At 45.4% G+C, this 23,556-nt stretch carries 29 protein-coding genes; 11 read left to right on the top strand and 18 right to left on the bottom strand.

Annotation, left to right across the window (positions count from 1 at the left end; translation table 11 throughout):
* Positions 1-189: 189 nt before the first annotated feature.
* The 3 genes from Q7V21_RS03550 to Q7V21_RS03540 all read left to right on the top strand — a co-directional run bounded on the left by Q7V21_RS03550 (position 190) and on the right by Q7V21_RS03540 (position 2,770).
* The gene (locus Q7V21_RS03550) at positions 190-1,749 is read left to right on the top strand and encodes a GGDEF domain-containing protein (RefSeq protein WP_304915955.1); all 1,560 of its coding nucleotides are present in this window, start codon (positions 190-192) and stop codon (positions 1,747-1,749) included.
* Positions 1,750-1,834: 85 nt separating this feature from the next.
* The gene (locus Q7V21_RS03545; protein ID WP_304915954.1) at positions 1,835-2,242 is read left to right on the top strand and encodes a lysozyme inhibitor LprI family protein; all 408 of its coding nucleotides are present in this window, start codon (positions 1,835-1,837) and stop codon (positions 2,240-2,242) included.
* 24 nt (positions 2,243-2,266) lie between these two features.
* Positions 2,267-2,770, top strand: a complete 504-nt coding sequence (locus Q7V21_RS03540) for a hypothetical protein (protein ID WP_304915953.1) — start codon at positions 2,267-2,269, stop codon at positions 2,768-2,770.
* Positions 2,771-2,778: 8 nt separating this feature from the next.
* Here Q7V21_RS03540 and mnhG read toward each other — a convergent pair whose 3' ends face one another.
* From mnhG to gluQRS, 8 genes are all read right to left on the bottom strand, one after another.
* Positions 2,779-3,195 carry a monovalent cation/H(+) antiporter subunit G gene (gene mnhG / locus Q7V21_RS03535; RefSeq protein WP_304915952.1) on the bottom strand — a complete coding sequence of 139 codons (417 nt, stop codon included), beginning with the start codon at positions 3,193-3,195 and terminating at the stop codon, positions 2,779-2,781.
* Positions 3,188-3,460 (bottom strand): monovalent cation/H+ antiporter complex subunit F, encoded by a 273-nt coding sequence (locus Q7V21_RS03530; protein ID WP_304915951.1) that lies wholly within the window; start codon positions 3,458-3,460, stop codon positions 3,188-3,190. The genes mnhG and Q7V21_RS03530 overlap by 8 nt, the downstream gene beginning before the upstream one ends.
* 10 nt (positions 3,461-3,470) lie before the next feature.
* A complete protein-coding gene (locus tag Q7V21_RS03525) occupies positions 3,471-3,944 on the bottom strand; it encodes a Na+/H+ antiporter subunit E (protein ID WP_304915950.1) in 474 nt (157 codons plus the stop codon).
* Positions 3,941-5,449: a Na+/H+ antiporter subunit D gene (locus tag Q7V21_RS03520; RefSeq protein ID WP_304915949.1), complete on the bottom strand. Its 1,509-nt coding sequence runs from the start codon at positions 5,447-5,449 to the stop codon at positions 3,941-3,943. Before Q7V21_RS03520 ends, Q7V21_RS03525 begins: the two co-directional genes overlap by 4 nt.
* The gene (locus Q7V21_RS03515) at positions 5,446-5,793 is read right to left on the bottom strand and encodes a Na+/H+ antiporter subunit C (protein ID WP_304915948.1); all 348 of its coding nucleotides are present in this window, start codon (positions 5,791-5,793) and stop codon (positions 5,446-5,448) included. Before Q7V21_RS03515 ends, Q7V21_RS03520 begins: the two co-directional genes overlap by 4 nt.
* Positions 5,794-5,827: 34 nt before the next feature.
* A complete protein-coding gene (locus tag Q7V21_RS03510; protein WP_304915947.1) occupies positions 5,828-6,274 on the bottom strand; it encodes a Na+/H+ antiporter subunit B in 447 nt (148 codons plus the stop codon).
* Positions 6,274-8,571: a putative monovalent cation/H+ antiporter subunit A gene (locus tag Q7V21_RS03505; RefSeq protein ID WP_304915980.1), complete on the bottom strand. Its 2,298-nt coding sequence runs from the start codon at positions 8,569-8,571 to the stop codon at positions 6,274-6,276. The genes Q7V21_RS03510 and Q7V21_RS03505 overlap by 1 nt, the downstream gene beginning before the upstream one ends.
* Before the next feature lie 340 nt (positions 8,572-8,911).
* Positions 8,912-9,892 carry a tRNA glutamyl-Q(34) synthetase GluQRS gene (gene gluQRS, locus Q7V21_RS03500; protein WP_304915946.1) on the bottom strand — a complete coding sequence of 327 codons (981 nt, stop codon included), beginning with the start codon at positions 9,890-9,892 and terminating at the stop codon, positions 8,912-8,914.
* Positions 9,893-9,904: 12 nt separating this feature from the next.
* Between gluQRS and Q7V21_RS03495 the strand changes: the two genes are divergently transcribed.
* The 4 genes from Q7V21_RS03495 (at position 9,905) to Q7V21_RS17890 (ending at position 11,548) form a co-directional block, all read left to right on the top strand.
* Positions 9,905-10,297, top strand: a complete 393-nt coding sequence (locus tag Q7V21_RS03495; RefSeq protein ID WP_304915945.1) for a gamma-glutamylcyclotransferase — start codon at positions 9,905-9,907, stop codon at positions 10,295-10,297.
* 94 nt (positions 10,298-10,391) lie between these two features.
* Complete coding sequence (locus tag Q7V21_RS03490) at positions 10,392-10,715, top strand: hypothetical protein (protein ID WP_304915944.1); 324 nt, start codon at positions 10,392-10,394, stop codon at positions 10,713-10,715.
* Positions 10,716-10,780: 65 nt separating this feature from the next.
* Complete coding sequence (locus tag Q7V21_RS03485; RefSeq protein WP_304915943.1) at positions 10,781-11,311, top strand: hypothetical protein; 531 nt, start codon at positions 10,781-10,783, stop codon at positions 11,309-11,311.
* A gap of 105 nt (positions 11,312-11,416) precedes the next feature.
* Positions 11,417-11,548: a YHYH domain-containing protein gene (locus Q7V21_RS17890; protein WP_370654041.1), complete on the top strand. Its 132-nt coding sequence runs from the start codon at positions 11,417-11,419 to the stop codon at positions 11,546-11,548.
* A gap of 104 nt (positions 11,549-11,652) precedes the next feature.
* Here the strand turns inward: Q7V21_RS17890 and Q7V21_RS03480 are convergent, their stop codons facing one another.
* Positions 11,653-11,802, bottom strand: a complete 150-nt coding sequence (locus tag Q7V21_RS03480) for a DUF3096 domain-containing protein (RefSeq protein ID WP_084002930.1) — start codon at positions 11,800-11,802, stop codon at positions 11,653-11,655.
* A gap of 100 nt (positions 11,803-11,902) precedes the next feature.
* On the bottom strand, positions 11,903-12,439 hold the full coding sequence (locus tag Q7V21_RS03475; protein ID WP_304915942.1) for an SgcJ/EcaC family oxidoreductase: 537 nt from the start codon (positions 12,437-12,439) through the stop codon (positions 11,903-11,905).
* Positions 12,440-12,665: 226 nt separating this feature from the next.
* On the opposite strand from Q7V21_RS03475, the gene Q7V21_RS03470 reads away from it, so the two are divergent.
* The 3 genes from Q7V21_RS03470 (at position 12,666) to fucP (ending at position 15,202) form a co-directional block, all read left to right on the top strand.
* Complete coding sequence (locus Q7V21_RS03470; RefSeq protein ID WP_304915941.1) at positions 12,666-13,379, top strand: gamma-glutamyl-gamma-aminobutyrate hydrolase family protein; 714 nt, start codon at positions 12,666-12,668, stop codon at positions 13,377-13,379.
* Positions 13,348-13,842, top strand: a complete 495-nt coding sequence (locus Q7V21_RS03465) for a thioesterase domain-containing protein (protein WP_304915940.1) — start codon at positions 13,348-13,350, stop codon at positions 13,840-13,842. Before Q7V21_RS03470 ends, Q7V21_RS03465 begins: the two co-directional genes overlap by 32 nt.
* A gap of 82 nt (positions 13,843-13,924) precedes the next feature.
* The gene (gene fucP, locus Q7V21_RS03460) at positions 13,925-15,202 is read left to right on the top strand and encodes an L-fucose:H+ symporter permease (RefSeq protein ID WP_304915939.1); all 1,278 of its coding nucleotides are present in this window, start codon (positions 13,925-13,927) and stop codon (positions 15,200-15,202) included.
* Here the strand turns inward: fucP and Q7V21_RS03455 are convergent.
* The 8 genes from Q7V21_RS03455 to Q7V21_RS03420 all read right to left on the bottom strand — a co-directional run bounded on the left by Q7V21_RS03455 (position 15,199) and on the right by Q7V21_RS03420 (position 22,719).
* Positions 15,199-15,534: a cold shock domain-containing protein gene (locus Q7V21_RS03455; RefSeq protein ID WP_304915938.1), complete on the bottom strand. Its 336-nt coding sequence runs from the start codon at positions 15,532-15,534 to the stop codon at positions 15,199-15,201. The two genes, fucP and Q7V21_RS03455, sit on opposite strands and share 4 nt — an antisense overlap.
* Before the next feature lie 90 nt (positions 15,535-15,624).
* Entirely contained in the window at positions 15,625-16,539 is a 915-nt protein-coding gene (locus Q7V21_RS03450) for a cation diffusion facilitator family transporter (RefSeq protein ID WP_304915937.1), read from the bottom strand.
* A gap of 128 nt (positions 16,540-16,667) precedes the next feature.
* Positions 16,668-17,978 (bottom strand): MFS transporter, encoded by a 1,311-nt coding sequence (locus Q7V21_RS03445; protein WP_304915936.1) that lies wholly within the window; start codon positions 17,976-17,978, stop codon positions 16,668-16,670.
* 258 nt (positions 17,979-18,236) lie between these two features.
* The gene (locus Q7V21_RS03440; RefSeq protein ID WP_304915935.1) at positions 18,237-19,577 is read right to left on the bottom strand and encodes an amidohydrolase family protein; all 1,341 of its coding nucleotides are present in this window, start codon (positions 19,575-19,577) and stop codon (positions 18,237-18,239) included.
* A gap of 152 nt (positions 19,578-19,729) precedes the next feature.
* Positions 19,730-20,665, bottom strand: coding sequence for a sodium-dependent bicarbonate transport family permease (locus Q7V21_RS03435; RefSeq protein WP_304915934.1), 936 nt, complete (start codon positions 20,663-20,665; stop codon positions 19,730-19,732).
* Between the two features lie 55 nt (positions 20,666-20,720).
* Entirely contained in the window at positions 20,721-21,200 is a 480-nt protein-coding gene (locus Q7V21_RS03430; protein ID WP_304915933.1) for a lipocalin-like domain-containing protein, read from the bottom strand.
* Positions 21,201-21,269: 69 nt separating this feature from the next.
* Positions 21,270-22,019: an endonuclease/exonuclease/phosphatase family protein gene (locus Q7V21_RS03425; RefSeq protein ID WP_304915932.1), complete on the bottom strand. Its 750-nt coding sequence runs from the start codon at positions 22,017-22,019 to the stop codon at positions 21,270-21,272.
* Between the two features lie 157 nt (positions 22,020-22,176).
* Positions 22,177-22,719, bottom strand: a complete 543-nt coding sequence (locus Q7V21_RS03420; RefSeq protein ID WP_304915931.1) for a RimK/LysX family protein — start codon at positions 22,717-22,719, stop codon at positions 22,177-22,179.
* Positions 22,720-22,929: 210 nt separating this feature from the next.
* On the opposite strand from Q7V21_RS03420, the gene Q7V21_RS03415 reads away from it, so the two are divergent.
* A partial coding sequence (locus Q7V21_RS03415; protein WP_304915979.1) for an ATP-binding protein occupies positions 22,930-23,556 on the top strand: 627 nt, incomplete at its 3' end.

Genomic DNA, 23,556 nt, shown 5'->3' with positions numbered 1-23,556 from the left:
AGATATTGTTTTTAAAAATACTTTTAGTTTTTTCAGTGAAGGCATCTTTAAGTAAAACGTTTAAATTTTAATCTAACGATAGAATTTGAATCGTATATCAGTAAATTTTCAGTGCAGATGCCTTCATAGCTGTTGTAGTATCCATAACAGGAATGAGTCTACTTTGCCTCAAAAGAAGGTTGAACCATAATGGCGGCAGATGAATTGGAAAACAAACTCGAGCAATGGAAGCAAAAATACCTTGAGCTGCTTGCACGTGACGAGAAACAAACTGTTTACACTCAACTTCTTGAGCGTAGTCTTGGACGGCTTGCCCTGGTTTCGGAAGGCATTGATACAGCTTTAGACAAACAATTACAATTGCTCAGGCAGGAGCTACGCAGTAGAAAAGATGCTGAGCAGATCAGCGAAATTCTGGGGAAAATCCAGCAGTGCATTAGCAAAATAGATGAAAGACCCCACGCTTCAGACGGCTCAGAGCTACTTCGCCATCTTCTGTTATCACTCAGTATCCCGACTGATTCACAATCTAGTGTAGACAACCTGTTAATTCAGCTTAAAGATGCTTCCAATCAACAAGCCCGTGAGTTATTGCCTGATTTGGTAAATTTACTGGAAAAGATGTTTTCCAATAAATTTGTGCCTCTGGTGACTACTGATAAACCTCGTTCAGGTATTTTGCAGAAACTGGGGCTAAGTAAGCTAAATACTGAAATAGCACAGTTGTTATGTGGTCTGATCGATAATCTGCAACTACCAGAGCTATTCAATGAGCAGCTTCGGGCGATAAGAGAGCAACTACAGTCTCCAAATAAAAAAAACTTACCTCAAATCGTTGATGCACTGGCCAATTTGATTAACTCGCTGGGTGCTCAGGCACAGCTGCAACAACTGGAATATCGAGCTTTTCTCTCTACCTTAAGTGAGCGCATTAACGAGCTGGATGATCTGTTGCGTATTACGGTAAAAGACGATGAGGAAGCTTTTAACCAGCGTCAGCTGATTGGCGAACGGGTTGATGCTGGCCTGGACGATATCCGCAAGCAGATTGATGTCACCAGCGAGCCTAGAGAACTTAAATCCATTATTCGTGAAAGATTGTCTGCTTTGTCGGGTGCTGTAGATGAATATCGAAATGTCGATCAGAATCGCTATCTGCAATCGCAGTTAGAGATCAAAAAGCTGACTGATCGACTGCAGGAACTGGAAAGTGAAACCAAATCTTTGCAGGATGGTATTCGCAAAGCACATGAAATGGTGCGTAAGGATCCGTTAACCGGTATCAATAATCGTCAGGCGTTGATGGATACTTTGGAAACGGAATATATTCGCTGGCAGCGTTATAAACATCCACTCAGTATCGTGGTTTGGGATATCGATAATTTCAAACAAATCAATGACAGTTTAGGGCATCTGGCCGGGGATAAAATTCTTACCAAAATTGCTGAAATCCTGGTGAATTCTACTCGTGGAATTGATTTTGTTGCCCGTTATGGTGGTGAGGAATTTGTCGGTATTTTCCCGGCTACGGCAGTGCCAGAAACGATGATTCTGGCAAATAAGATACGCGAAGAAATCAGCAATGCGCGTTTTGTATATGACGGTAATCCGGTGCCGATTACAGTGTCAGCAGGAATCGCCACTTTTCATGCCGGCGATAATACCGAAATGGTATTTAATCGAGCAGATCAGGCGTTGCTTAAAGCCAAACAACAAGGCCGAAACCTTTGTGTGGCAGATGATCAATAAATAGACTTTTAACCTCGATACCGATGATTCGATGGGGTCATGGCTTTGACACGGCCCCACACATACGAGGTTATCCGGAGTGGTTATGAGAAAATTGGTTTTTTTTCTGTTATTCGTTTCAACCCCAGTGCTGGCTGCTGATAATTGTCCTGAGGCAAATAATACCTATGAATTAGGGGTGTGCCTGGCAGAGCAACTTGAGCAGCGAGAGGTGGAATTACAGCATTATCTAGCAGAAGCCAGAGCGCGTTACAAAGCTAATGAGCAGATTGTTGAATCAATTGAAAAAGCTCAGCAAAGCTGGCTGGTCTATCGGTTGGACCAATGTAGCTCAATTTACGATATCTGGAGTGATGGCACCATACGCAGCATCATGGGTCTGAATTGTTCTATTCGCATGACACAATTACGCACCCACCAGATATGGCACAGTTATCTGACCTATATGGATAACTCGCCGCCACTGTTACCTGAGCCACAAATTGATGGCTGAGTGAACAATTCTGACGCTAGCCTGATGCCTAACAGCATCCAGGAAAAAATTCATTTAGAACACGAAGCAGCAAAACTGTTTATGCGGCTTTATGAAAAACAATTTGGCACGCCGATGCGACATATATGGCATAACCTGCCACGCAAACCAGATGTTTCCTGTTATCTGAATGGCAAAAAACTGGATTTGGAAATCGCCCATATATACGGCAGTGAAGCTGAGGCCAAGCTTATTTTGGGGCGAGGAGCCGATGAAAAAATGCTGGCCGCCTTGCATCAACTCACCTTATTACCAGTGACGGAACGGTTGCTGGCTGCACTGAATGCGATACTTGCCAGCAAGGCCCAGAAAAACTATCACAGTCACCAGGTTTGGCTGGTATTACGTAATATGAACACCTTGTGGCAGCAGACGGACTTTGAAAAATATCGTCAGCAGATAAAGCTTCCTGAGACCCATCCTTTTGAACAGATCTGGTTAATTGGCGATGCCAAAGGTCGCAATGGCGCTATGCAGTTATATCCCTGAAATCACCATTATTTTTGACGTTTATTTGGCTTGATAGGTTTGTTCGTTTTTTTGGTGGATATTGGCTTGTCCAAACCACTGCTCAATGAATGGGTTTCCGGATCATAGTTTTTCCGCAGATCATCTTTTACTGTGCCTTCCCACAATGGCACACCGACAAAATATCCCGCTCGTCCAATTACATGTGCCGCTACCGGTGCGGTGAGAATAATAAACGCGATAATGGCAATCACCCGGGTTACCACGGTGACATCAGCAAAATAGACAGCCACCCCAATCATGATCAGGCTTGTGCCTAAAGCGCCTGATTTTGTGGTGGCGTGCATTCGTGTTGGTAAGTCCGGCAAACGAATAATGCCGATAGCTGCCAGCAGCATTAAGGCCGCTCCAAATATCAGAAAAAATCCGACCAATAATTCAGTCATCACGCGGACCTCCACGTTCCAGAAAGCGGGCAAAGCCGATGGCTGCCAAAAATGCGGTTAGTGCCAACACAATAGCCACATCCAGAAAACTGCTGACACCAGTATCAATAGCATGAACACCGACAATACCCGCAACGATCGAAGCAATAAGCTCCAGTGCGACAACCCGATCCGGTAAAGACGGGCCTTTGGCCATTCTGACAAAAGACAGTAATAGCGCGACAGACAGCATCAGATAAACCAGATTAATAACAAACGTATTCACATAAGGCTCCTCAGCGCAGTATTTCCAGCAAACGCCGTTCGACTTCATGAAGCTCTGTTAACAACGCTTTTTCATCTTGCAAAAACATCGCATGAATAAACAGCACACGACGATCGTCTGAAATATCCAGCGTTAATGTCCCCGGAGTTAATGAAATAAAATTCGCCACCATAGTGATTTCAAAATCTGATTTGGCCTCCAATGGAAAGGCAATCACACCGGGCTGCATATGCCAGGGCGGAGTCAGAATATCAAAGCCAACCTTGTAGTTGGCCTTCACCAGTTCCTTAATAAAGAAGCCGGAAAAACGCAGCAGCAATGGCAGCCGTTGAGCATAACCACTCATCTGGGGTAACTGATTTTGTAATATCGCCAGGGCGGTATAACCCAATGCAAAGCCGAAGATAAAATTCAGTCCGCCAAAATTGCCTGTCAAAGCTACCCAGCAGAGGGCTAATACAATATTTAAGAAAAACCCAATCATGGTCTCTCTCCCAACACTGCTTCAATGTAACCGGCAGGATTCAGTAATTGATCGGCAGCCTCACTGGCTAATTGGTAAATAGGCTCGCCATTAAGGCCAATGTATAAAGTGCAGACAGTTAAGCCGACAACCGGTATTAACATTACCCAAAGCTGTTTATCGGTTTTTTTACCGGTTAAACGTGAGTCATCAATCCCTTCCGGTAATTTTTTCCAGAACACCTCGGCCCAGATTTTGATCATGGAATATAAAGTCAGCAGACCGACCAGCAAGGCAATACCGGTCGCCACCCAGGCTTCCACTTCAAGACCGGCACGGATCACCAGAAACTTGGCGAAGAATCCCGATAATGGCGGTAAACCGGCAAGTGACAGGGCAGGGACCAGAAATAAAATCGCCAGTCCCGGACGATGTTTATACACCCCGCCCAGCTTTTTTAAGTCATAGCTGCCCAGCAGTCGATACACCACACCACTGATCAAAAACAGATTAGTCTTCACAATAATGTGATGCATGATGTAAAACACCCCGCCGATAATGGCTAACGGAGTGAATAACGCCAGTCCCAGCAACATATAACCAATCTGGCTGACAATATGAAATGACAGAATACGACGGAATTCGAATTGGGCAGCTGCGCCTAACACCCCGGTCAACATGGTGAGCACCGCAATCCATAACAAAATGGTATGGGTAAATTCAGTATCGCCAATAAAGATCAGGGTAAAGATTCGGTACAAAGCATAGACACCGACCTTGGTCAGCAAACCGGCGAATAAGGCTGATACACCGACCAATGGCGTGTGATATGAAGCGGGCAACCAGAAAAACAACGGAAAAGCAGCCGCTTTAATACCAAACGAAATCAAAAACATCATCGCCAGTACATTGACCATGCCGGTATGTTCAACCTGACTCAGTTTGTCGCCAATATCGGCCATATTGAGCGTGCCGACCATGCCGTATAACAAGCCGATGGCAGAGAGGAATATCGCAGATGAAAACAGATTCAAAGTGACGTATTTTATTGCCCCTTCCATCTGGGCGCGTTCGCCGCCCAAGGTCAACAGCGCGAAGGAGGCTAGTAACATCACCTCAAACCAGACAAACAGATTGAAAATATCACCGGCCAGAAATGAACCAGCAACACCTGCCAGCAGCAGGTGCATTAACGGGAAATAGCCGAATTTTTGATGTTTGTCCGGTGTGGCGACCATCGAATAGATAGCGATCGCCACGCAGATAATGCCGGTTAACACGATCATAATCGCGCTAAGTAAATCAGCCACGATGGTGATACCAAACGGTGCTGCCCAGCCGCCCATTTGCATCACCACAAAACCAGCTTCACGGGTACTTTCTAACAGCCAGATCCCTGCACCCAGTAAAGCAAAAGTTGCCAATAAACTTATCCAGCGTTGATAAAACGTAGACCGCCAGAAGGCTAGCGTCAGTGCACCAGCGAATAACGGGATGATAATGGGTAATACAACTTCCGGGCTCAAGTGTCCGTATCCTTCATTTGGTCCAGATCATCATTACCTACCACTTCATAGGCACGGTGAATCAGCACAACGGCAAATGCCAACACCCCAAAGGCAATGACAATCGCGGTTAATATCAGAGCCTGTGGCAACGGATCTGCAATCACCCCTAAGGGTGCCGTCGCACCTTCGGGAATTAATGGCGGTGCACCTCGGGTCATACCGGAGACTGCAAAAATCAATAAATTGGCTGCATTGCTGAGAATGATTAAGCCGATCACCAACTTCACGATTGAGCGACGTAACATCATATAAATCGCCGCGGCAAACAGAATGCCGATCACATATGCCATCAACGATTCCATACTGAAATCTCCTGTTGAATCGTCAGTTTATCGATCACTCTTCGGACTCCGTCAGTGACATCACGATGGTCAAAATCGTACCCAACACCGCAAAATAAACACCGATATCGAAAATCAACACTGTTGATAATTTGACTTGGGTATCACCCAGAGAAAACTCCCACCATTGCGCGGTAAGAAAGGCTTCGCCATTGAGCATGCCCGGAAACAAGGCCGATAAACCCAGTAACAGACCTAATGCCAGCAAATCGCGAGGTTCTACCCGCATAATCTCCCGGGTCGACGCCACGCCATGAGCAAACAGATACAGCACAAAGGCTCCAGAAGCGACCAGCCCGGCAATAAATCCACCGCCCGGTTCATCATGGCCGCGTAATAATAGAAACACTGAAAAAATCAACTGCAATGGCAATAAAAACAACGCGGCCGTATGCAGGATCAGCGTATTGAAGGTCATTATTTTGAGTTTGTTATCGTCCATTATTTTTCCTCAGCACGTAATTTGAGCATTGAGAAAACCCCCAGCGCTGCAATAGCTAGCACAAATATTTCGCCCAGCGTATCCAATGCCCGGAAATCGACCAGAATCACATTGACGATATTGCGACCTTTAGCCAGTGGATAACTGGATTCAACAAAATATCCTGAGATGGATTCAAAAAACTGCACATCAATTGCAGCCAGCACAAGTAATGTCATTAACACACCCATTAACACTGCTACGCTGGCATCTCGAATCACTTCATAACGGCTTGAATAGCGGGAGAAGCCGGGCAATTTGAACAATACCAGTACCAGCAATATTACGGTGAGCGTTTCCACCAGCACTTGGGTAATACCTAAATCCGGGGCACTGAAATGAATAAACACCAGCGCCACGGTAAAGCCCAAAACGCCCATACTGGCCACCGCCCCTAGGCGTGAACGGGTATGAATGGCGTAAAGTGTCGCCATCAACATCAGTAAAACAATGGAAAACTCGTAAAAAGCCACACCTTCAACATTCAGGTACACGTTCAACCCATATTGACTCAGCAAGGTATAACCAACCAGGATCACCGTGGTCAGGATCATCACAATCATGTAATTACCCAGCTTGCCGTTTTGCAGCAGTTTGGTCTGCCAACTGGCGATTCCGGTGATACCGTTCATCATGCTGAAATAGCCTGCTTCTGGTCCGAAGCGACTTAGTTGTGTTGTTAATTGACCGATGGCTGGCCGTGTTTTTTGCCAGACCATAAACAGCAGGATACCGCCAAACAGGGCGATCACCGATAACAGCAATGGCAGATTAAAACCATGCCATAAGGCCAATGATAAATTGGCTGGAGCCATGGAAACGGCGTTGACGGTGGCAGCTAAAATGGCGTTTTGAGGAATCCACGGCAGCAAACCAAACATAAGTGACAATACCGCCAGAATCGCCGGGCCTATCAACATTGCCAAGGGGGCTTCATGAGGTTTTTTCGGTGTGGGACGCAATTCCCCATAAAAAGGTTTAACAGCAACTACCGCGGCAATAGCCATCACCAGCATTGCGGCGGCCAAGGCTAATATGAGGATCAATAGCTGATAACTTTCGTTGCCAAGTACTGCTTCAAACATGGCTTCTTTGGCAATAAATCCAAATAATGGTGGCATCCCGGCAAGCGATAAGGCGGCAACAGCAGTAATCAGGGCGGTACGTGGCATTTTGCTACGCAAACCACCCATCAATGTTAAATCTTTAGTACCAATTTCATGATCAATTGCGCCTGCCAGCATAAACAGCGCTGCCTTGTATAACGAGTGGGCCAGCAGGAAACAGGTAAAGGCAATTAACGCATACTCGGTGCCTATACCTAGCAGCATGGTTAATGTGCCAAGTGCCATTACAGTGGAATAGGCCAGTACTTTCTTGATATCGGTTGCGCTATAGGCCAGATAGGCTCCAACAAACATGGTGATGGCGCCAAACAGGCTGAGGGAGAATGTCCACAATGCATGTTCAGTAAAAGCCGGATTAAGCCTGGCCATCAAATAAACCCCGGCTTTCACCATGGTCGCAGAATGCAGATAAGCCGATACTGGCGTTGGCGCCGCCATCGCATTAGGTAACCAAAAATGGAAGGGGAATTGGGCTGATTTGGTAAATGTACCCAACAAAATACAGATGATCATGCCAATAGCCAGTGGGCTTTCCAGCACGCTGTCTGACGCACCTAACAATTCAGAGATCTGATAGCTGCCACCTGCAGTAGCTAACATAATCAGACCCGCCATCAGAGCCAGCCCCCCCCCGACAGTGACAAACAAACCTTGTAATGCTGAACGTCGGGCTGATTCGTCTTCATGATCAAAGCCAATCAGCAGATATGAAGTAATGCTGGTTAATTCCCAGAACACAAACAGGCTGATCAGATTATCGGAAAGTACCAACCCCAGCATTGATGCCATAAAGGCAAGCATAATGACAAAAAAGCGGGCTAACGATTTATGCCCCTGCAGATAGCTGCCGGCGTAGATGAAAATAAAGATGCCGATAAAACTGATCAGCAAGGCAAACAGTAAAGACAGGCCATCCAGCATAAAGCTCAGATTAATGTCCATCCCTGGCAGCCATTGCCACTCTTGATAGATGACATCGCCTTGGCTTACCGCCGGGATAAAGCTGGCAAAATACATCGTCAGCGATACTGGCAAAATCGCCAGGAGCCAGCCAGTTTTATTCTGGGCACTATGCTGCAGCAGTGGCGTGAACATTGCCAAAATAAAGCCTGATAAAACGGCAAATAACATCGTATCCAATATCTCCTGAATTCAGCTCACCACCAAGCTGACAATTCCATTATAAAAAACGTGAATTTGTCATTATTTAGCTGTGACTTCAGTCAACTAAGAGTGGGAAAAGTTGCCTCTGAGCATAGTCGAGAGCGTTTAACTGTGCAAGAAAAGCCAACGCCATCAATTAAAAATCCAGCGAAAAACATGATTTGTGGTGGACTTCCTATCTTATTTAATACACTGCAACAGAATCTGTGGATCCGCGATAATCTTTCACATTTCCCAAAGTCAGCGAATTGCGCAAATGTTTGGGACTTTGACCAGTATCACAGACCTTCGATATTTCGAGGCCAGTTTAAGTTGGAATCAACGACACTTGCCGGCGTAATTTAGGCACGTGTTGTATCTGCCAGCGTTGTATCGCCCAGCTCCATAAATCATCAAGCGCGGTCTCAGCCAAATCTATCGGTGGTTGCATTCCCAGAAAGCGCAATACCCGGCACAAAACTACACTGCTATCCCGGAGTTTGACTGGCTGTGCACGGGTTTGTTTACTGAGCTTTTCACCCTGTAGATTAGTGGCTATCGGCATGTGTGCATACATTGGTGTGACCAAGCTGAGTTGTTGTTGTAAAAAGATTTGCCGTGGGGTGGAATCGAGCAAGTCGGCACCTCGCACAATATGCGTCACCTCTTGTAATGCATCATCGACAACCACAGCCAACTGATAGGCAAATAAACCATCTGCCCGCCGGATCACAAAATCACCAACCTGTTGTGATAAGACCTGTGATTGCTCACCCTGGATCAGATCCTGAAAAGAGATAGGTTGATCATTTACCCTAAGTCGCCAGGTACGGGCATGTTTGCCAGCCGCTAATCCCCGACGACAGAAACCCGGATACACCGGACCATCAATACCTGAAACCGCACTGGTATTAATTTCTTTTCTGCTACATCCGCAAGGATAAGCCAGTTTTAATGATTGCAATTGTTGTAGCGTGTTTTGGTAAAGAACAGTTCGTTGACTTTGAAACAACACTTCGTCGTCCCAATAAAAACCAAAGCTCTCTAGCGTATCGAGAATATCTTTGGCGGCACCGGCGACTTCTCGTGGTTTATCCAGATCTTCCATCCGCACCAGCCATTTTCCACCATGTGAACGCGCATCCAGAAAGCTGGCCGTAGCTGTTACCAGAGAACCAAAATGCAAAGGCCCGGTGGGAGAAGGGGCAAAGCGACCGATGTAATTAAGGGATGTTAAGTCTGAATTCATATTTAGTTGAGATAATTCACCACGTAGAATGTAATTAGCCTCTAATTGTATTGATTTCACAGCCCTGAATTTATGACTGAAGACTATCTTTTTGTTTACGGCACCTTACGTAAAGACACTGTTCGTCACGATTTGCTGCATCAATATTGTGAATATATAGCACTTGGCAGATTGCAAGCCAGCTTGTATCAAGTCAGTTATTATCCAGGTGTTATTTTAAGTGATGACCCTCACCAGCAAGTTATCGGTGAGGTGTATCGGATCAACAATAATGAATTGCTGTTTGCCGAGCTTGATGATTATGAAGAATGTTCAGCAAGTTTTTGTGAACCGCATGAATACGTTCGCAGCCAGCAAAACATCACTCTTGCCGATGGTGGTGAGATTACGGCATGGGTATATCTTTACAATCGACCGGCAACTGGATTGAAACTTATCACGTCTGGGGACTATCTCAATCCATAAGTAAACAGAACGTCAGGATCAGCTTCCTTTCTAGTTTAATTTTCTTTTTATCAGGTATATCAACGCAGCACGCTAAGTGCTTGAAAGAGGTTTTATGTTTCGATCAGATGCTTTTCGCCAGCAAACTCAAGCCTGGCAACAACAATTCAGGCAGCTGCAATCAGCTGGTCTGCTGCAGCGGGTTTTTGCCTGGATTATGCTGGGGCTGGTAATGATGCTCAGTCTGACACTGCTGGTGTTTGTAGTGCTATTAAGCTGGATCCTTATCCCATTAATGCTGTATCGGGCACGCAGGCAAATGCGAAAAGCCAGTGAAGCAGGCCAGCAATATCAGCAATTTTATCGCCAGCAAAAACAGCAATCACCACATGAGGCAAATATCATTGAAGGTGAAATTGTCAGTCGTAAAGAGGATTGAGTCATTTGCTTACCAGATCATGTTAGAGTTTTGTTACTGAAAAAATTCGACCAAGGAGACCGGGTTTGTCAGAGAGCATCAGCCCGATAGGCTTTAGCACCAGCGAGGATTGGACGGTAGAGGACTTTTACCGCTTTTTTCATCAGCTCAATATTCTTTACAACCGCTTGTATGTGCTGGAAAAAATAAAACTCAAAGGCCAGAACCCGAATCTTAAGAATGCCTTTCATGGGTCTTTGTCATCGGTGAGGGAGCCACATAGACTGATTATTCAGTCCATTGAAATTCACTCGCCAGGGGACTTCAATTTGTTGGGGCTTGATAAAATCATCGAGCAATTACGCGAACTCTGGAAAGATATTTCCTACCAGAATCGTTTAACTAAACAACAACTCAGCGAACAAAACCGCCATGCCGAACATATGCATCAGCTTAAAGAAATCGCGGCGATGCAGAAGTTACTGCAAAATCAAATTAACCTGATGCAACAGCTTGGTTATAAGCCGGATGAAATTGCAGAAGGCATCAAAGCACTGGCCGATCCGCTCGAACAATTAGTTGAACTCGCTGATAGCCGCAAAATTTCGTTGAAATAATCTGACCGGAAAATAACGGGCAAGCTCAAGATAAAGAGAGTAAAAGGGAGTAATAAAAAGATTGGAGACACTCTCCATTTACTACTCTCAAAAAGCGATATCACTATGAAAAAACTGACCGTGCTTTTTATCGTTTTAATGACGTTCGGAGCAAGTCTGAGCTATGCCCACTCAGGTCGAACGGATAAAAATGGTTGTCACAAAGACACTAAGGCTGGAACCTACCACTGCCATTAAATAGATGACTACGAAGTCGGCAGTGCTTGAGAGTCGATGGATTATGCAGAAAAAGCGGCGGGAATCTGATGCCATCCCACCGCGATACAAAAATACCAGCTTGTTTATGGCGTGAAATTCAGATTACCGCCAAAGATACCAACCAGACCGATAATGATCAGATAAATCGCCACGATATAGTTCAATAACCGTGGTACCAGCAATATCAGAATACCGGCAATTAATGAAATCAGGGGAGTAAGTGCAATCGTCATTTTCTTTCCTCGCTGTTAATGTTGTTTTTATTGTTACCCGCAAAGTATGCCTGAATGTCATTTTGTAAGACACTTGGCAACGCATCACTCCAGCGACCCATTATCCCTCAATCAGTATATCTTCCATCAATTCAGCTTCGTCGACCATGACTTCTGGCATTGCCGATGAGTGATGGTTGACGATTAACCATTCACCGTTATTCTGACGTTCGTAAACAAAGTTATAACGCGCCTGAACCTGCTTTAGTTCACCATTTTTAGTGACATCAAAAGTATAGATCCCGGCATCTATCGCAATGTCATTATTTATCGTGATATGTCTTTCGTCGATGCGACCATAAGGATTCAGTTCCAGAAAATGCACAAAATAGTCTTCGATTTCAGTGTGGTTGGTGCGCACTTTATTAGACACCGTTGGCAATAACACAGCATTTGAAGCGTAATTAGCGGTCACCGCAGCAGGATCACCCGTTTGCAGGGACTGATTCCAGCGTTCAAACAAATTTTGAATTTCGGCTTCACTGACTTGAGCGGCATGTACCTCAGGTTCAGGTGCACAAGCCGTAAGGCTTAGGCCAAATACCAGTGGTAAAATCAATTTTAGTTTTACGTTTGACGAAAATGCATTTTGCTTCATGGTCTTTCCTCCATTGAAATATAAGCCCATATTGCCAGCCAGCAGCATCACGATTGCTTAAGAGTAATCTTTAGGCTGGATGGGCTTTTACCGTATCACTTTTCACCTGACCTAGGAAATGCTCCCGATTATGTTGGGTAAAAATCACCTGTTAGAATGTTGAAATTCACAAAGTTTAAATATTAGATAGATATCATTACGCGATAAGCAAAATAAGTCAGGATAGATGATGCAAGCACACTATTTTCAGCATGTTGCCTTTGAAGGGCTTGGCAGTATTGAAGACTGGCTAAAAAAACGCGGTTATCAAATAAGCTCAACACAGTTTTATCAGTCTTTTGAATTACCCGAAGTGAGCGATGTGGATTTTCTGCTGGTCATGGGCGGGCCTATGAGTGTCAATGAAGAGTCACAATATCCTTGGCTGGCAGCAGAAAAGCAGTTTATTCGTCAATTTATTGAAACAGGTAAACCTTTGCTGGGGATATGTTTGGGGGCTCAGTTGATCGCCAGTGCAATGGGGGCAAGAGTGTATCCCAATAAAGAAAAAGAAATTGGCTGGTGGCCGATTCAAGCGGTAGCAAACAATAATGCCTCAGCATTCCAGTTTCCTGAAACAACCAGCGTATTTCACTGGCATGGTGAAACCTTTGATTTACCCGAAGGGGCAGAGCGGATCGCTGAAAGTTATGGTTGCCTAAATCAGGCTTTTCAGTTGGGAAACTTGGTGATTGGTCTGCAGTTTCATCTGGAAACCACGCAGGATTCTGCTCAAGCTCTGGTTGACCACTGTGCTGATGAGCTGCAACCCGCACCTTATGTGCAATCTGCGGCTGAGATTTTGTCGGTCGATATGAAAAACTATCAAAATATCAATCAGTTGATGAGTGGCCTACTAGAGTATTTACATGGCTCACAACATCAGCTTGAAACAAAATGACGTATTAATCATGACCAAAACCCAACAACTGGAACGATATCTGCACCAGCATATCCCTTTGTCTGCCGCCATGCGGGTCTCGGTGCTGGAGATAGATAAGCATGAGCTGACTTTGGCCGCGCCATTAGCGCCCAATATCAATCATCAGGAAACTGTATTTGGTGGCAGTGCCTCGACATTGGCAATACTTTCGGCCTGGTCGCTATTACATACCCGTTTAGCTGAAGAGGGTATCGCTTCACGCTTAGTGATTCAGCGTAATGAAATGGCATATCTCAAACCCATGACCGAAGAGTTTACGGCCACTGCTGTATTGGTAGACGAAGAGGGGTGGCAGAGATTTCTCACGACGTTGCGGCGTAAAGGTAAAGCACGGATAAGCGTGGTAGCCAGTTTATATTGCAATCAGATAATGGCCGGCGAATTCTCCGGTGATTTTGTGGCGTTATTTGGGGATAAGTAAATAAGCCAAGCTATCTCGGGTTCCATTTAAATTACTGTTACACTCAGGGAAAAGCCTGAAAACAGTACGGAGCCAGAACCTTATGTCGGTCAAAAAGCCCTTTGTCTACCCAGAAATGCGGCTGGTGTTTGTTTTATTGATCAGCTGTTTTGCAGCCTGGGGCGTGGCAGCTAATATGACCGATCCGTTGGTCAAGGTGTTCAGTCAAATATTTGCTATGAGCACCTTGCAATCTGCCTTGGTGCAGTTCGCCTATTACGGAGCATATTTTTGTCTGGCAATACCCGCTGCGTTTATCAATCGCAGGTATTCCTATAAAACCGGTGTTTTGTGTGGTTTAGGGTTGGCCGTAATAGGTGCTTTAGCGTTTTATCCTGCCAGTCTGGCGATGAATTATCATTATTTTCTGGCGGCGTTATTTATTCTCGCGGCGGGTTTATCGGTTCTGGAAACTTCAGCTAATCCGTTTGTGATGGCAATGGGGCCAATAGAAAATGCCACTCGCAGACTGAATCTGGCTCAGGCTTTTAATCCGGTTGGTACCAATCTTGGCGTGTTCCTGGCCGCTACGCTGATCCTGCCGAATTTACATATTGCTGAAGCTGCTGATCGGGCGCTAATGACGGTGGAAGAGCTAAAGCTGGTTCAGTCAGCCGAACTCAAAGCCGTGATGTTGCCTTATGTCAGTATGGCATTGGCCTTATTTCTTATTTGGCTGATGATTTTATTTTCCAAGGTACCAAAACCGCGTGAAGCGGTGGTGTCGAGCCTCAGTGAATTACATTTTGCTCAGATCTTCAAACGATTGATGGCCAACAGCCATTACCGGTTTGGCGTTATTGCACAGTTTTTTAATGTCGCGGCACAAGTCTGTGTCTGGACTTTTACTATTCAATATGTACAACAGGCGATGGGCGGCACGGCGGCCGATGCCAGTATTTATCTGCAATACAGCTTGTTGGTGTTTTTAGTGTCCCGTTTTGCGATGACCTGGTTGATGGGCTATATCCGACCCACCTTATTGATGACGATACTGGCATTAACGGGAACGGCGTTATGTTTGTTTGCGATGCTTAGCCCGACGATTTCTGGGATATGGGCAATCGTGTCGATATCTGCCTGTTTGTCGCTGATGTTTCCCACTATCTATGGTGTGGCTTTAAAAGGCTTGGGCGAAGATACTAAATTCGGTGCTGCTGGTCTGGTGATGGCGATTCTTGGCGGCGCGATTATGCCTTTGTTTCAGGGGGCTTTGATCGATGTGTTTAACACAGCGATTTCCTATATTGTTCCTGCCGCCTGTTTTCTGGTGGTCGCTGCCTATGGTTATTTTGATGTGCGTTCGCGTAGAGAGTGTTAGAAGGTAAATTTTTGAGAAACACTTACGGCAATCAAACCGATCACTACCAATGCAATAATGACATTGATTATTTTGGTGTTTTTCCCCGGAGTTTTACTGAGCTTAATGGGCGAATTTTTGGTTTTTAAGGATGCTTCACGGCTGATATTGATAGCCCGGGTTTTACCGTCTGCCGTGGTTTCTATTTCAAAACCGAGCATTTCACCGACTTTGGGTCGTGGGCTGCTGCCCGGAAATGCGGAAATATGGACAAATACTTCCTGTTGATTGTGCTCGCAGAGGATAAAGCCAAAACCCCTGTCATCTTTCCATTTAATTAACTTGCCATGCATTTTGATATCAGCTTCAGTAAATAATTAAGTCAGGCACCATACCAGAGTTATTGTTCTGGAGGAATGCTGGACTTTAACAGCTAAAGCGAATTAACGATGACACTCCTGGTTGCTACCGAGCGGACACAAACTGGCAGCATCAATTGACTCCAGCTGAATCGTTGCATGTTCAATATCAAAATGATCATGCAGGTCATGTTGCAGTTGAGACAAAAACGCATTATCCAGCGGATTTTTGTTGACCACTAAATGTACGGTTAAAGCTGTTTCACTGGTGCTCAATGGCCACACATGTAAATCGTGTAATGAATCAACCTGTTCTAAGCCCAGCAAATACTGTTGGATTTTTTGCAGATCAACATTTTCCGGTACAGCGTCCATTGCATAATTAAACGACTCACGGAATAAGCGCCAGGTACCTACTAAAATAATTGCCACGATCAGCAAGCTGACCACCGGATCAATCCATAACCAGCCTTTGAACAGAATAAACAGACCGGCAATTACAACACCAAGTGACACAGCCGCATCGGCAGCCATATGCAGAAAGGCGCCACGGATATTCAAATCATGTTTTTGACCTTTAAAAAACAGTAGTGCGGTAATGGTATTAATCACTACACCAATGCTGGCCACGACGATTACCGTCATGCCTTCTACTGGTCGGGGATTTAACATTCTGTTAATCGATTCCCAGCCGATGGCACCCAAGGCAATTAACAACATAATGGAACTGATTAATGCCGCCATTACTGTGGCTTTTCGAAAACCATAAGTACGTCTTTCAGTGGCTGCCTTTTTTGCCAGAATACCGGCTCCCCAGGCCAGCAATAAACTCAGTACATCACTTAAGTTATGACCGGCATCTGCCAGTAATGCCATCGAGCCGGCTAAAATGCCATAGCTGGCTTCGATAATGACAAACACCACATTCAGCGAGATGCCAATGGCAAAAGCGCGATTATAGTTAGCGGCTTTGTGATGATGAGGGTGGTGATGTTCCATTCAAGTTCCGTGATCAAAAAAATCAAAAGCTTATGGTCAGCTTACCTATTGAGTTGCTGTTGGCAGAGCTTTTCAGACTGGCAAGGATCACGGTTATTTAAGCGGATGTCTATAAAAAAACTGACAGTTTAAGATCCACTTTGCCGTAAGGCATTGATGATGCGGTTCTGTTCTTCTTCCCCATAAAAACTGGGATCATCAAACAAGTCGCGTTGTTGCTGATCAAACATCATATTTAAGGCCTGAGCACTGGTCTGCACCATCGGTTCGAAATGTGCATTACTGCCGGTGACCAGATCAGTAACCCTGCGACGCCGATAAATGGCATAGGCAGCAAGTCCAATCAGTACGATTCCAATATAGATGGGTAAACCATGGGCACCAACTACCGTCATTAGCCAACCGGCAATAACCGGTGCAAATGCACAACCTGCACCGTGCAATACCAACATATCGGATGAGCCCGAAACGATTTCATCAGGATGAAGCTGATCAATTAACTGGGCAACTGCCAGCGGATAAATGGAAAACGATAAACCGCCCCACAGAAAAAACATACCGAACAGGATGCGTTGTGATGGAGCAATCGTCATTAATAACGCCATGATTGCAGCGAGAATCACCACCCAGGTCATCACTTTGGGGCGATCATGTTTATCAGAATATCGGCCAATTGGTATTTGCAACACCGCGCCGCCGATAATGGTCAAGCTCATGACCGTTGCAATACCGCTGATGCCATAACCCAGTTGGGTGGCATAAATCGGTGTCATTGACCAGAAAGCGCCCATGGCCAATCCCGACAAAAATGCTCCGGCAACGGCCAGAGGAGCAATTTTCAATAAGGTTTTAAGACTGCTTTTAGGTCTTTCCGTGGCAATATTCGGTTGATTACGTCGGGTTAATGTTAATGGCAGAATGGCCCAGCTGACTAAAATGGATACCAAGGCAAATAACAAAAAGCCTTCAGGAGAATCAATGTGCAGCATCTGTTGTGCAACAGCAAGCGCACCAAGGTTAACCACCATATAAAAGGCAAAGATACGGCCACGTTCATGGCTGGCGGCCTGACTGTTAAGCCAGCTTTCAATTACTGTCATCAACGTGATGTAAGCCAGACCATAAAAGAAACGAAAGCCCATCCAGGCCCATTGATCGATAACGATGACGTGCAACAGTGTGGTTGTAGCACAGACCGAGGCACAGAAAGCAAAAGTGCGGATATGGCCCATCCGGCGGATTAAACGACCACTGACCCAGGTACCACAGATAAAGCCGACAAAATAGGCCGACATGATCATGCCCATTACTGCACTGGAAAACCCCTCACTGGTGCCACGCAAGGTGAGCAGAGTACTGATCAATCCATTGCCCAGCAGTAATAGCGCCACGCTAAACAGAATGGATTGAATGGGTTTTAGCAGTGCTAACGAATGCATTCCTTGCTCCTTCAATGATCAGACGGCTTGTTTTATCTGTTTAATCACTCCGAAATGAGTCTATATAACGATCTGAAATGGTTTAACCGCACCACAATAAAGCACGCTGAAATCAGGCGACTGGTTATTACCTAACACACCAACTGTAAGTAAATGGCGCTGTGCCGTGATTTCAGTCGTTAAACAACTATTAATACCAGCGGTGCAATAACAAGCTTCAGCATCAACTATGCAATAGTTGAACCGAACTTGCCGGCTTTAGAATTTTTCTTGCTGAATTCCATACCGCCAGACCTCGACAATCTGTCTGCTGGCAAGAATATTAAAAGTGGGATCGGCGGACAGAACCAGAAAGTCAGCCTGATAACCGGTAGCCAATCGACCTCGATTGGACAGTTGCATCATTGCTGCCGCATTGGCGGTCGCAGCTTGTAATACGGCTTTTGGCGTCATGCCAGCCTGTACCATCAATTCCAGTTCACGATGTTCAGCAAATCCGGGAATTCTTAATGCTGTTGCTCCCGAATCGGTACCCAAGGCAATTTTAACTCCCGCATCGTGCAGTTTTTTGAGGTTTTTAATGTTGTAGTTGACTGACTGACGGTTTTTATCACTTTTCGCCAAGGTTTCTTCACGCCAGGAATCATCACTCAACTGCTGCTTCAGTTCCTCACTCAGGCTGTCGGCAAAGAATGGATCATGTAGCCACTCTGGGTGTTGGGCATAAATATATTCTGCTTCGTTAATATTGATGGTGGGCACATACCAGACATCTCCAGCCAGCATCAAATCAATAAATTCCTGATCCACATCGGTATCACGTACGCCGTGAGCAACAACATCTACACCGGCCGCAACCACACCTTTGGCATCTTCCAGATAATGGATATGGGCGGCGGATGGCAGACCCAGTGACTGTGCTTCTTCAAAAGCTGCCTGATAGATTTCGGCTGGCATGGTGGGAACATCACCGCCCATTCCATCGACCCAGACTTTCACCATATCAATGCCTGCATCATGCATCTGCCTGACAGCTAAACGGGCCTGTTCAGCAGTGGCTGGTCGTTCTGCCTGATCTTCGGTTAAACCCATTCGACCTTTAGGTGGTGCGCCATCAACAGCACCAACCCCGGCGCCTGCACCATATAAATCAGCCCCATTATGTTGTTTGCCGCGCATTTCATTACGTAATTGATGGAATAGAGGGCGATTAAGACCTAATGCATTAACGGCAACAACCCCGTAACGTTGAAATTGTGCCAGATCACGCATCACGGTTTTGCGGCTGTAATACTCGCCGCCATGGTTTAAACCCGATACGGTTCCAACATGAGAATGTGCTGCAATAAGGCCGGGCATGATGAAACGGTTTGGATATTTGAGCTGATGTGCATCTGACGGAATGGCAATTTCGTGTTGTGAACCAATGGCGACTATCGTGTCATCTTTAATGACCATCCTGGCCTGGTCAATCACATGCTCGCCATCAAATAACCTTGCAGCGTCAATGACCAAGGTGTTGTTTGAATCAGCTCGTACGGAAGAAATGAGCAATAAACTTAGCAAACCAAAAAACGATAATCGACGAAATACAGACATTAATAACTCCTTAGGGTCTGTTTATCTTTACATAGCCACAACAGTGGCGACTATGAAAGATAAACAGACCCTTATTTCAGGCCGGGACAATTAGTGCGACTGAGTTCGTCTGTCAGGGTTCCATTCAATTGGTCTGGTTTAAAGACCGCTGATTAACCAATCAGGCTGTGATACAGCGGTATGCCGACAATGACATTAAATGGAAATGTCAGTCCCAATGCTGCCAACATAGCTAAACCGATATCGGCTTGCGGAATGGCCGAGCGGACAGCAACCGGTGCTGCGATATAAGAAGCACTGGCCGTTAAACTTGCCAGAATCAATACCGAACCATCCGGCAGCCCCAGCAATTTACCAGTGAATAAACCGGCTAGCGCCAGCACAGTGGGTGCAACTATCGCGAATATCACCACCGGGATTTTGTCGCGGGATAATTTACTTAGCGCTTCGGCAGCCACTATGCCCATTTCTAAGAGAAACAAGGCCAGCACGCCCATAAAGGCGCCGGTGTATAAGTCAGTAACACCAGCGCCTTGTCTTGGGCCATACATCCAACCAATCAACACGCCGCCAACCAGCAGAATGACGCCTCTGTTAGTTAATGATTCGTGCAAGATGCTCATCATGCCACCGGCGGCAGCATTTTTTACCCCGCTAAAATGCCGGTATAACATCAGGCCGATAACAATAGCGGGTAATTCCAACAGCACCAGATAGAGGGTTACCTGACCACCAATAATCATCTGATTCGATTCTGCATAGGCCAGAGCCACAGCAAAAGTACCGGCACTCACCGAACCATAGTGGGCAGCAAAACTTGCACTGTCTGCCAGATTTAACCGTACTACTTTCCATAACAGCGGGAACAGAATCAGCGGGATTAAAAATCCCAATGCAGCGACAGACAGCAACTCAGGCAGCAGACTCCAGCCCATATTGCCATGTAATGCCATACCGCCTTTCAGCCCGATAGTCAGCATTAACAGCAGACTTAATACGTCGTAAGCTGCTTTGGGAATGGCCAGGTCGGATTTCACTAAACCACCGACCAGACCCAGCAGGAAAAACATGACAACGATATCAGGCATATCAATTCCTCAGGTTTGTTATGCCGCGCACTTTAATGCAATTTGCGTTTAATGCCTACTCGGAGCGTTCAAAAGTCACGATACTGCGAGTCATGTCCTTTTCCGGCCAGTTTGGCATCACGCGCCATGGCGTGAAAACTTGCAGTCGATCACCGTCGATTTTGAATTCCCGGGCTTGTTCTGTATCCACCCATTGCGGGTTCCAGGCGACTTCCACGCTGGTAGTCCACATATTATCTTCAATCCGATATTTGCCGGTGTACGAAATAATGGTGTCCAACAAAGTTGCTTTTTCTTCAATGGTTTTTGCTGGTTTGCGGCCTTCACCTGTTAATACAAACCAAACCCGCTGTTCGGGAGTAAACACCACATAACCAGTGGGTTTCTTACCCATCGGATGAAACATTTCGCCAGTTTCCTGCACTTCAACTTCATATGAAACCAGTTTCCATGCGCCATGCATTTGGCTTTCGTCGTTGGCAAAACTGCTCGACATGAACATCACAAGCATTGCGGTAGAGAGCGTTCTCAACATTTTCATTTCCTTTAGTGAATTTATCGGAGCGCTGAAGTAATTTCAGCAGGTTTTGTTAAAAAACTGGTTTTAAAACTCGAAGGCGGCAATTAATGGCGCGTGATCTGAGAGTGTTTTCCATGAAGAATGAGGCGGACATTCACAGGATGTGGGCTCAAGCCCGCGATAGTAAATACGGTCCATCTTGAAAATCGGCATCCAGGACGGCCAGGTTCGTGCGTGGGTTTTGTGTAAGGTTCGAAAGGCTTCTTTCAATTCTAATCGTTGGGTGAAATGTTTTTCCGCCTGACCGTTCCAGTCATTAAAATCACCGGCAACAATCAGTGGTGCATTGTGAGGTACATGTTCATCAATACGTTCACACAAAGTTTGCAACTGACGTTTACGTTCGGTTCCGGTCAGACCAAGATGCAGACAGACGATATGCAGTTCATTTTGGGTGTCGGGGATATGGATGACGCCGTGTAATAAACTACGGCTGGCCCAGGTATAGGGTGAAACATTAATATTTTCCCAGCTTTGCAGGGCATATTTACTTAGGATGGCATTGCCGTGATGACCGACGCTGTAGACCGCATTTTTGGCATAGGCGAAATGTGGCCACATATCTTCTGCAATAAAATCGCAGTGAGGGCCTGGCCAATGCTGATGTTTTTGCTCATGACCGGTATGTTCACCTTGAATTTCCTGCAACAACATAATATCGGCATCGGCTTCTCGTAGCGCTTCGCGCATTTCATGCAGAATGAATTGCCGATTGCCGGTATTAAAGCCTTTATGCAGATTGTAGGTCAGAATTCTAAGTGATTGTTTTGACATTCCATCTCTGAAAATTAGCTAAAGTCATACCTTAACATCTCTTAGGTTATGGGAATATTATCGAGGTTAAAACTATCAAGTTAAACCCAAAAAAAGCGCCTGCTCAAAAATGAACAGGCGCTTTCTAATGTGGCATTTTTACTGGTATTGCAGTTGATCAGGGTTGTACAACGGGAAGTTCTTCCGGATCTTTTTTCGCCAGTTTTACTTCACATTCAGGTGAAGCAATCATTTTTTCAGCTGAACTGACTAATAATGAATTTTCCAGAAAGTTACGACCCACTAAAATCGGAAAGGTCATATTGCTGCGATCTGCCAGGGTAAAACGCGTTTCTTCGTAATAATCACCAACACATAAACCCATTTTTACTACATAGCGGGTTTGAGCACCACTGGCTTGGGTTACGGTTACTGTGTCAACCAACGGGCGGGTGATTTCATGTTCATTTTCTTCATGATCGACAAATTTGAAACGAATCAGTTTTTCGCCGTTTTCTTCGAATACTTTGGTATCAATAGCGAACATGGAATTTGTTGCGGCACCAGTATCAATGCGTGCATTGGTTTTGATTTCACCGGGAAACAAAGTAACGATTTCCTGATGGCCGAGCACGGATTGCTCTTCAAGATCTATTTTGTTTTCTTCGGCATGAGCGGTCAGGCTGAACGCCATCAAAAGGCTCAAAGTTAATTTACGCATGCTGTCTATCCTTTTCGTTTTTTTTTGAATTGGGTGGGCATCATGGCCGAAAACAGGCTAACACAATAATGATGAATTCAAACTGAAACCATCCTAATCACATGATTTTGAATGACAATTATTTTTTTGTGGCTACACACTATTGATATTTATCAGCATGGCCCCATCTGTGAGCTATCGTTAAAACAGCCAGATGGAGGCAATACAGAAATGGGCGTTGATGCACATAAAGAAACCATGGGTTTCCAGACAGAAGTTAAACAACTTCTCAATTTGATGATTCATTCGCTGTACAGCAACAAAGAGATTTTTCTGCGTGAGCTGATATCTAACGCGGCCGATGCAGCCGACAAATTGCGTTTTGAAGCGCTTTCCGATGACGCTTTATATGAAGAAGACGGCGAGCTGAAAATCCGTGTCACCTTTGATAAAGAAGCCCGTACGATTACCATTAACGATAACGGCATTGGCATGACCCGTCAGGAAGTTATCGATAATATTGGTACTATCGCCCGCAGCGGCACCAAAGCATTTTTTGGTCAGTTAACCGGCGATCAAGCCAAAGATTCACAACTTATTGGCCAGTTCGGTGTAGGTTTTTATTCAGCATTTATTGTGGCCGACAAAGTCACACTGAAAACCCGCCGTGCCGGAACCACTCAAGAACATGGTGTTTTATGGGAATCGGCCGGTGAAGGCGAGTTCAATATTGAAACCATTGAAAAAGCTACTCGCGGTACTGAAGTCACCCTGCATCTGCGTGAAGGTGAAGATGAATTTTTAAATAGCTGGCGTCTGCGTAATGTCATCCGTAAATACTCGGATCACATCAATATG

Source organism: Methylophaga sp. (assembly GCF_030651745.1).
This window is presented reverse-complemented; position numbering and strand designations above follow the sequence as displayed.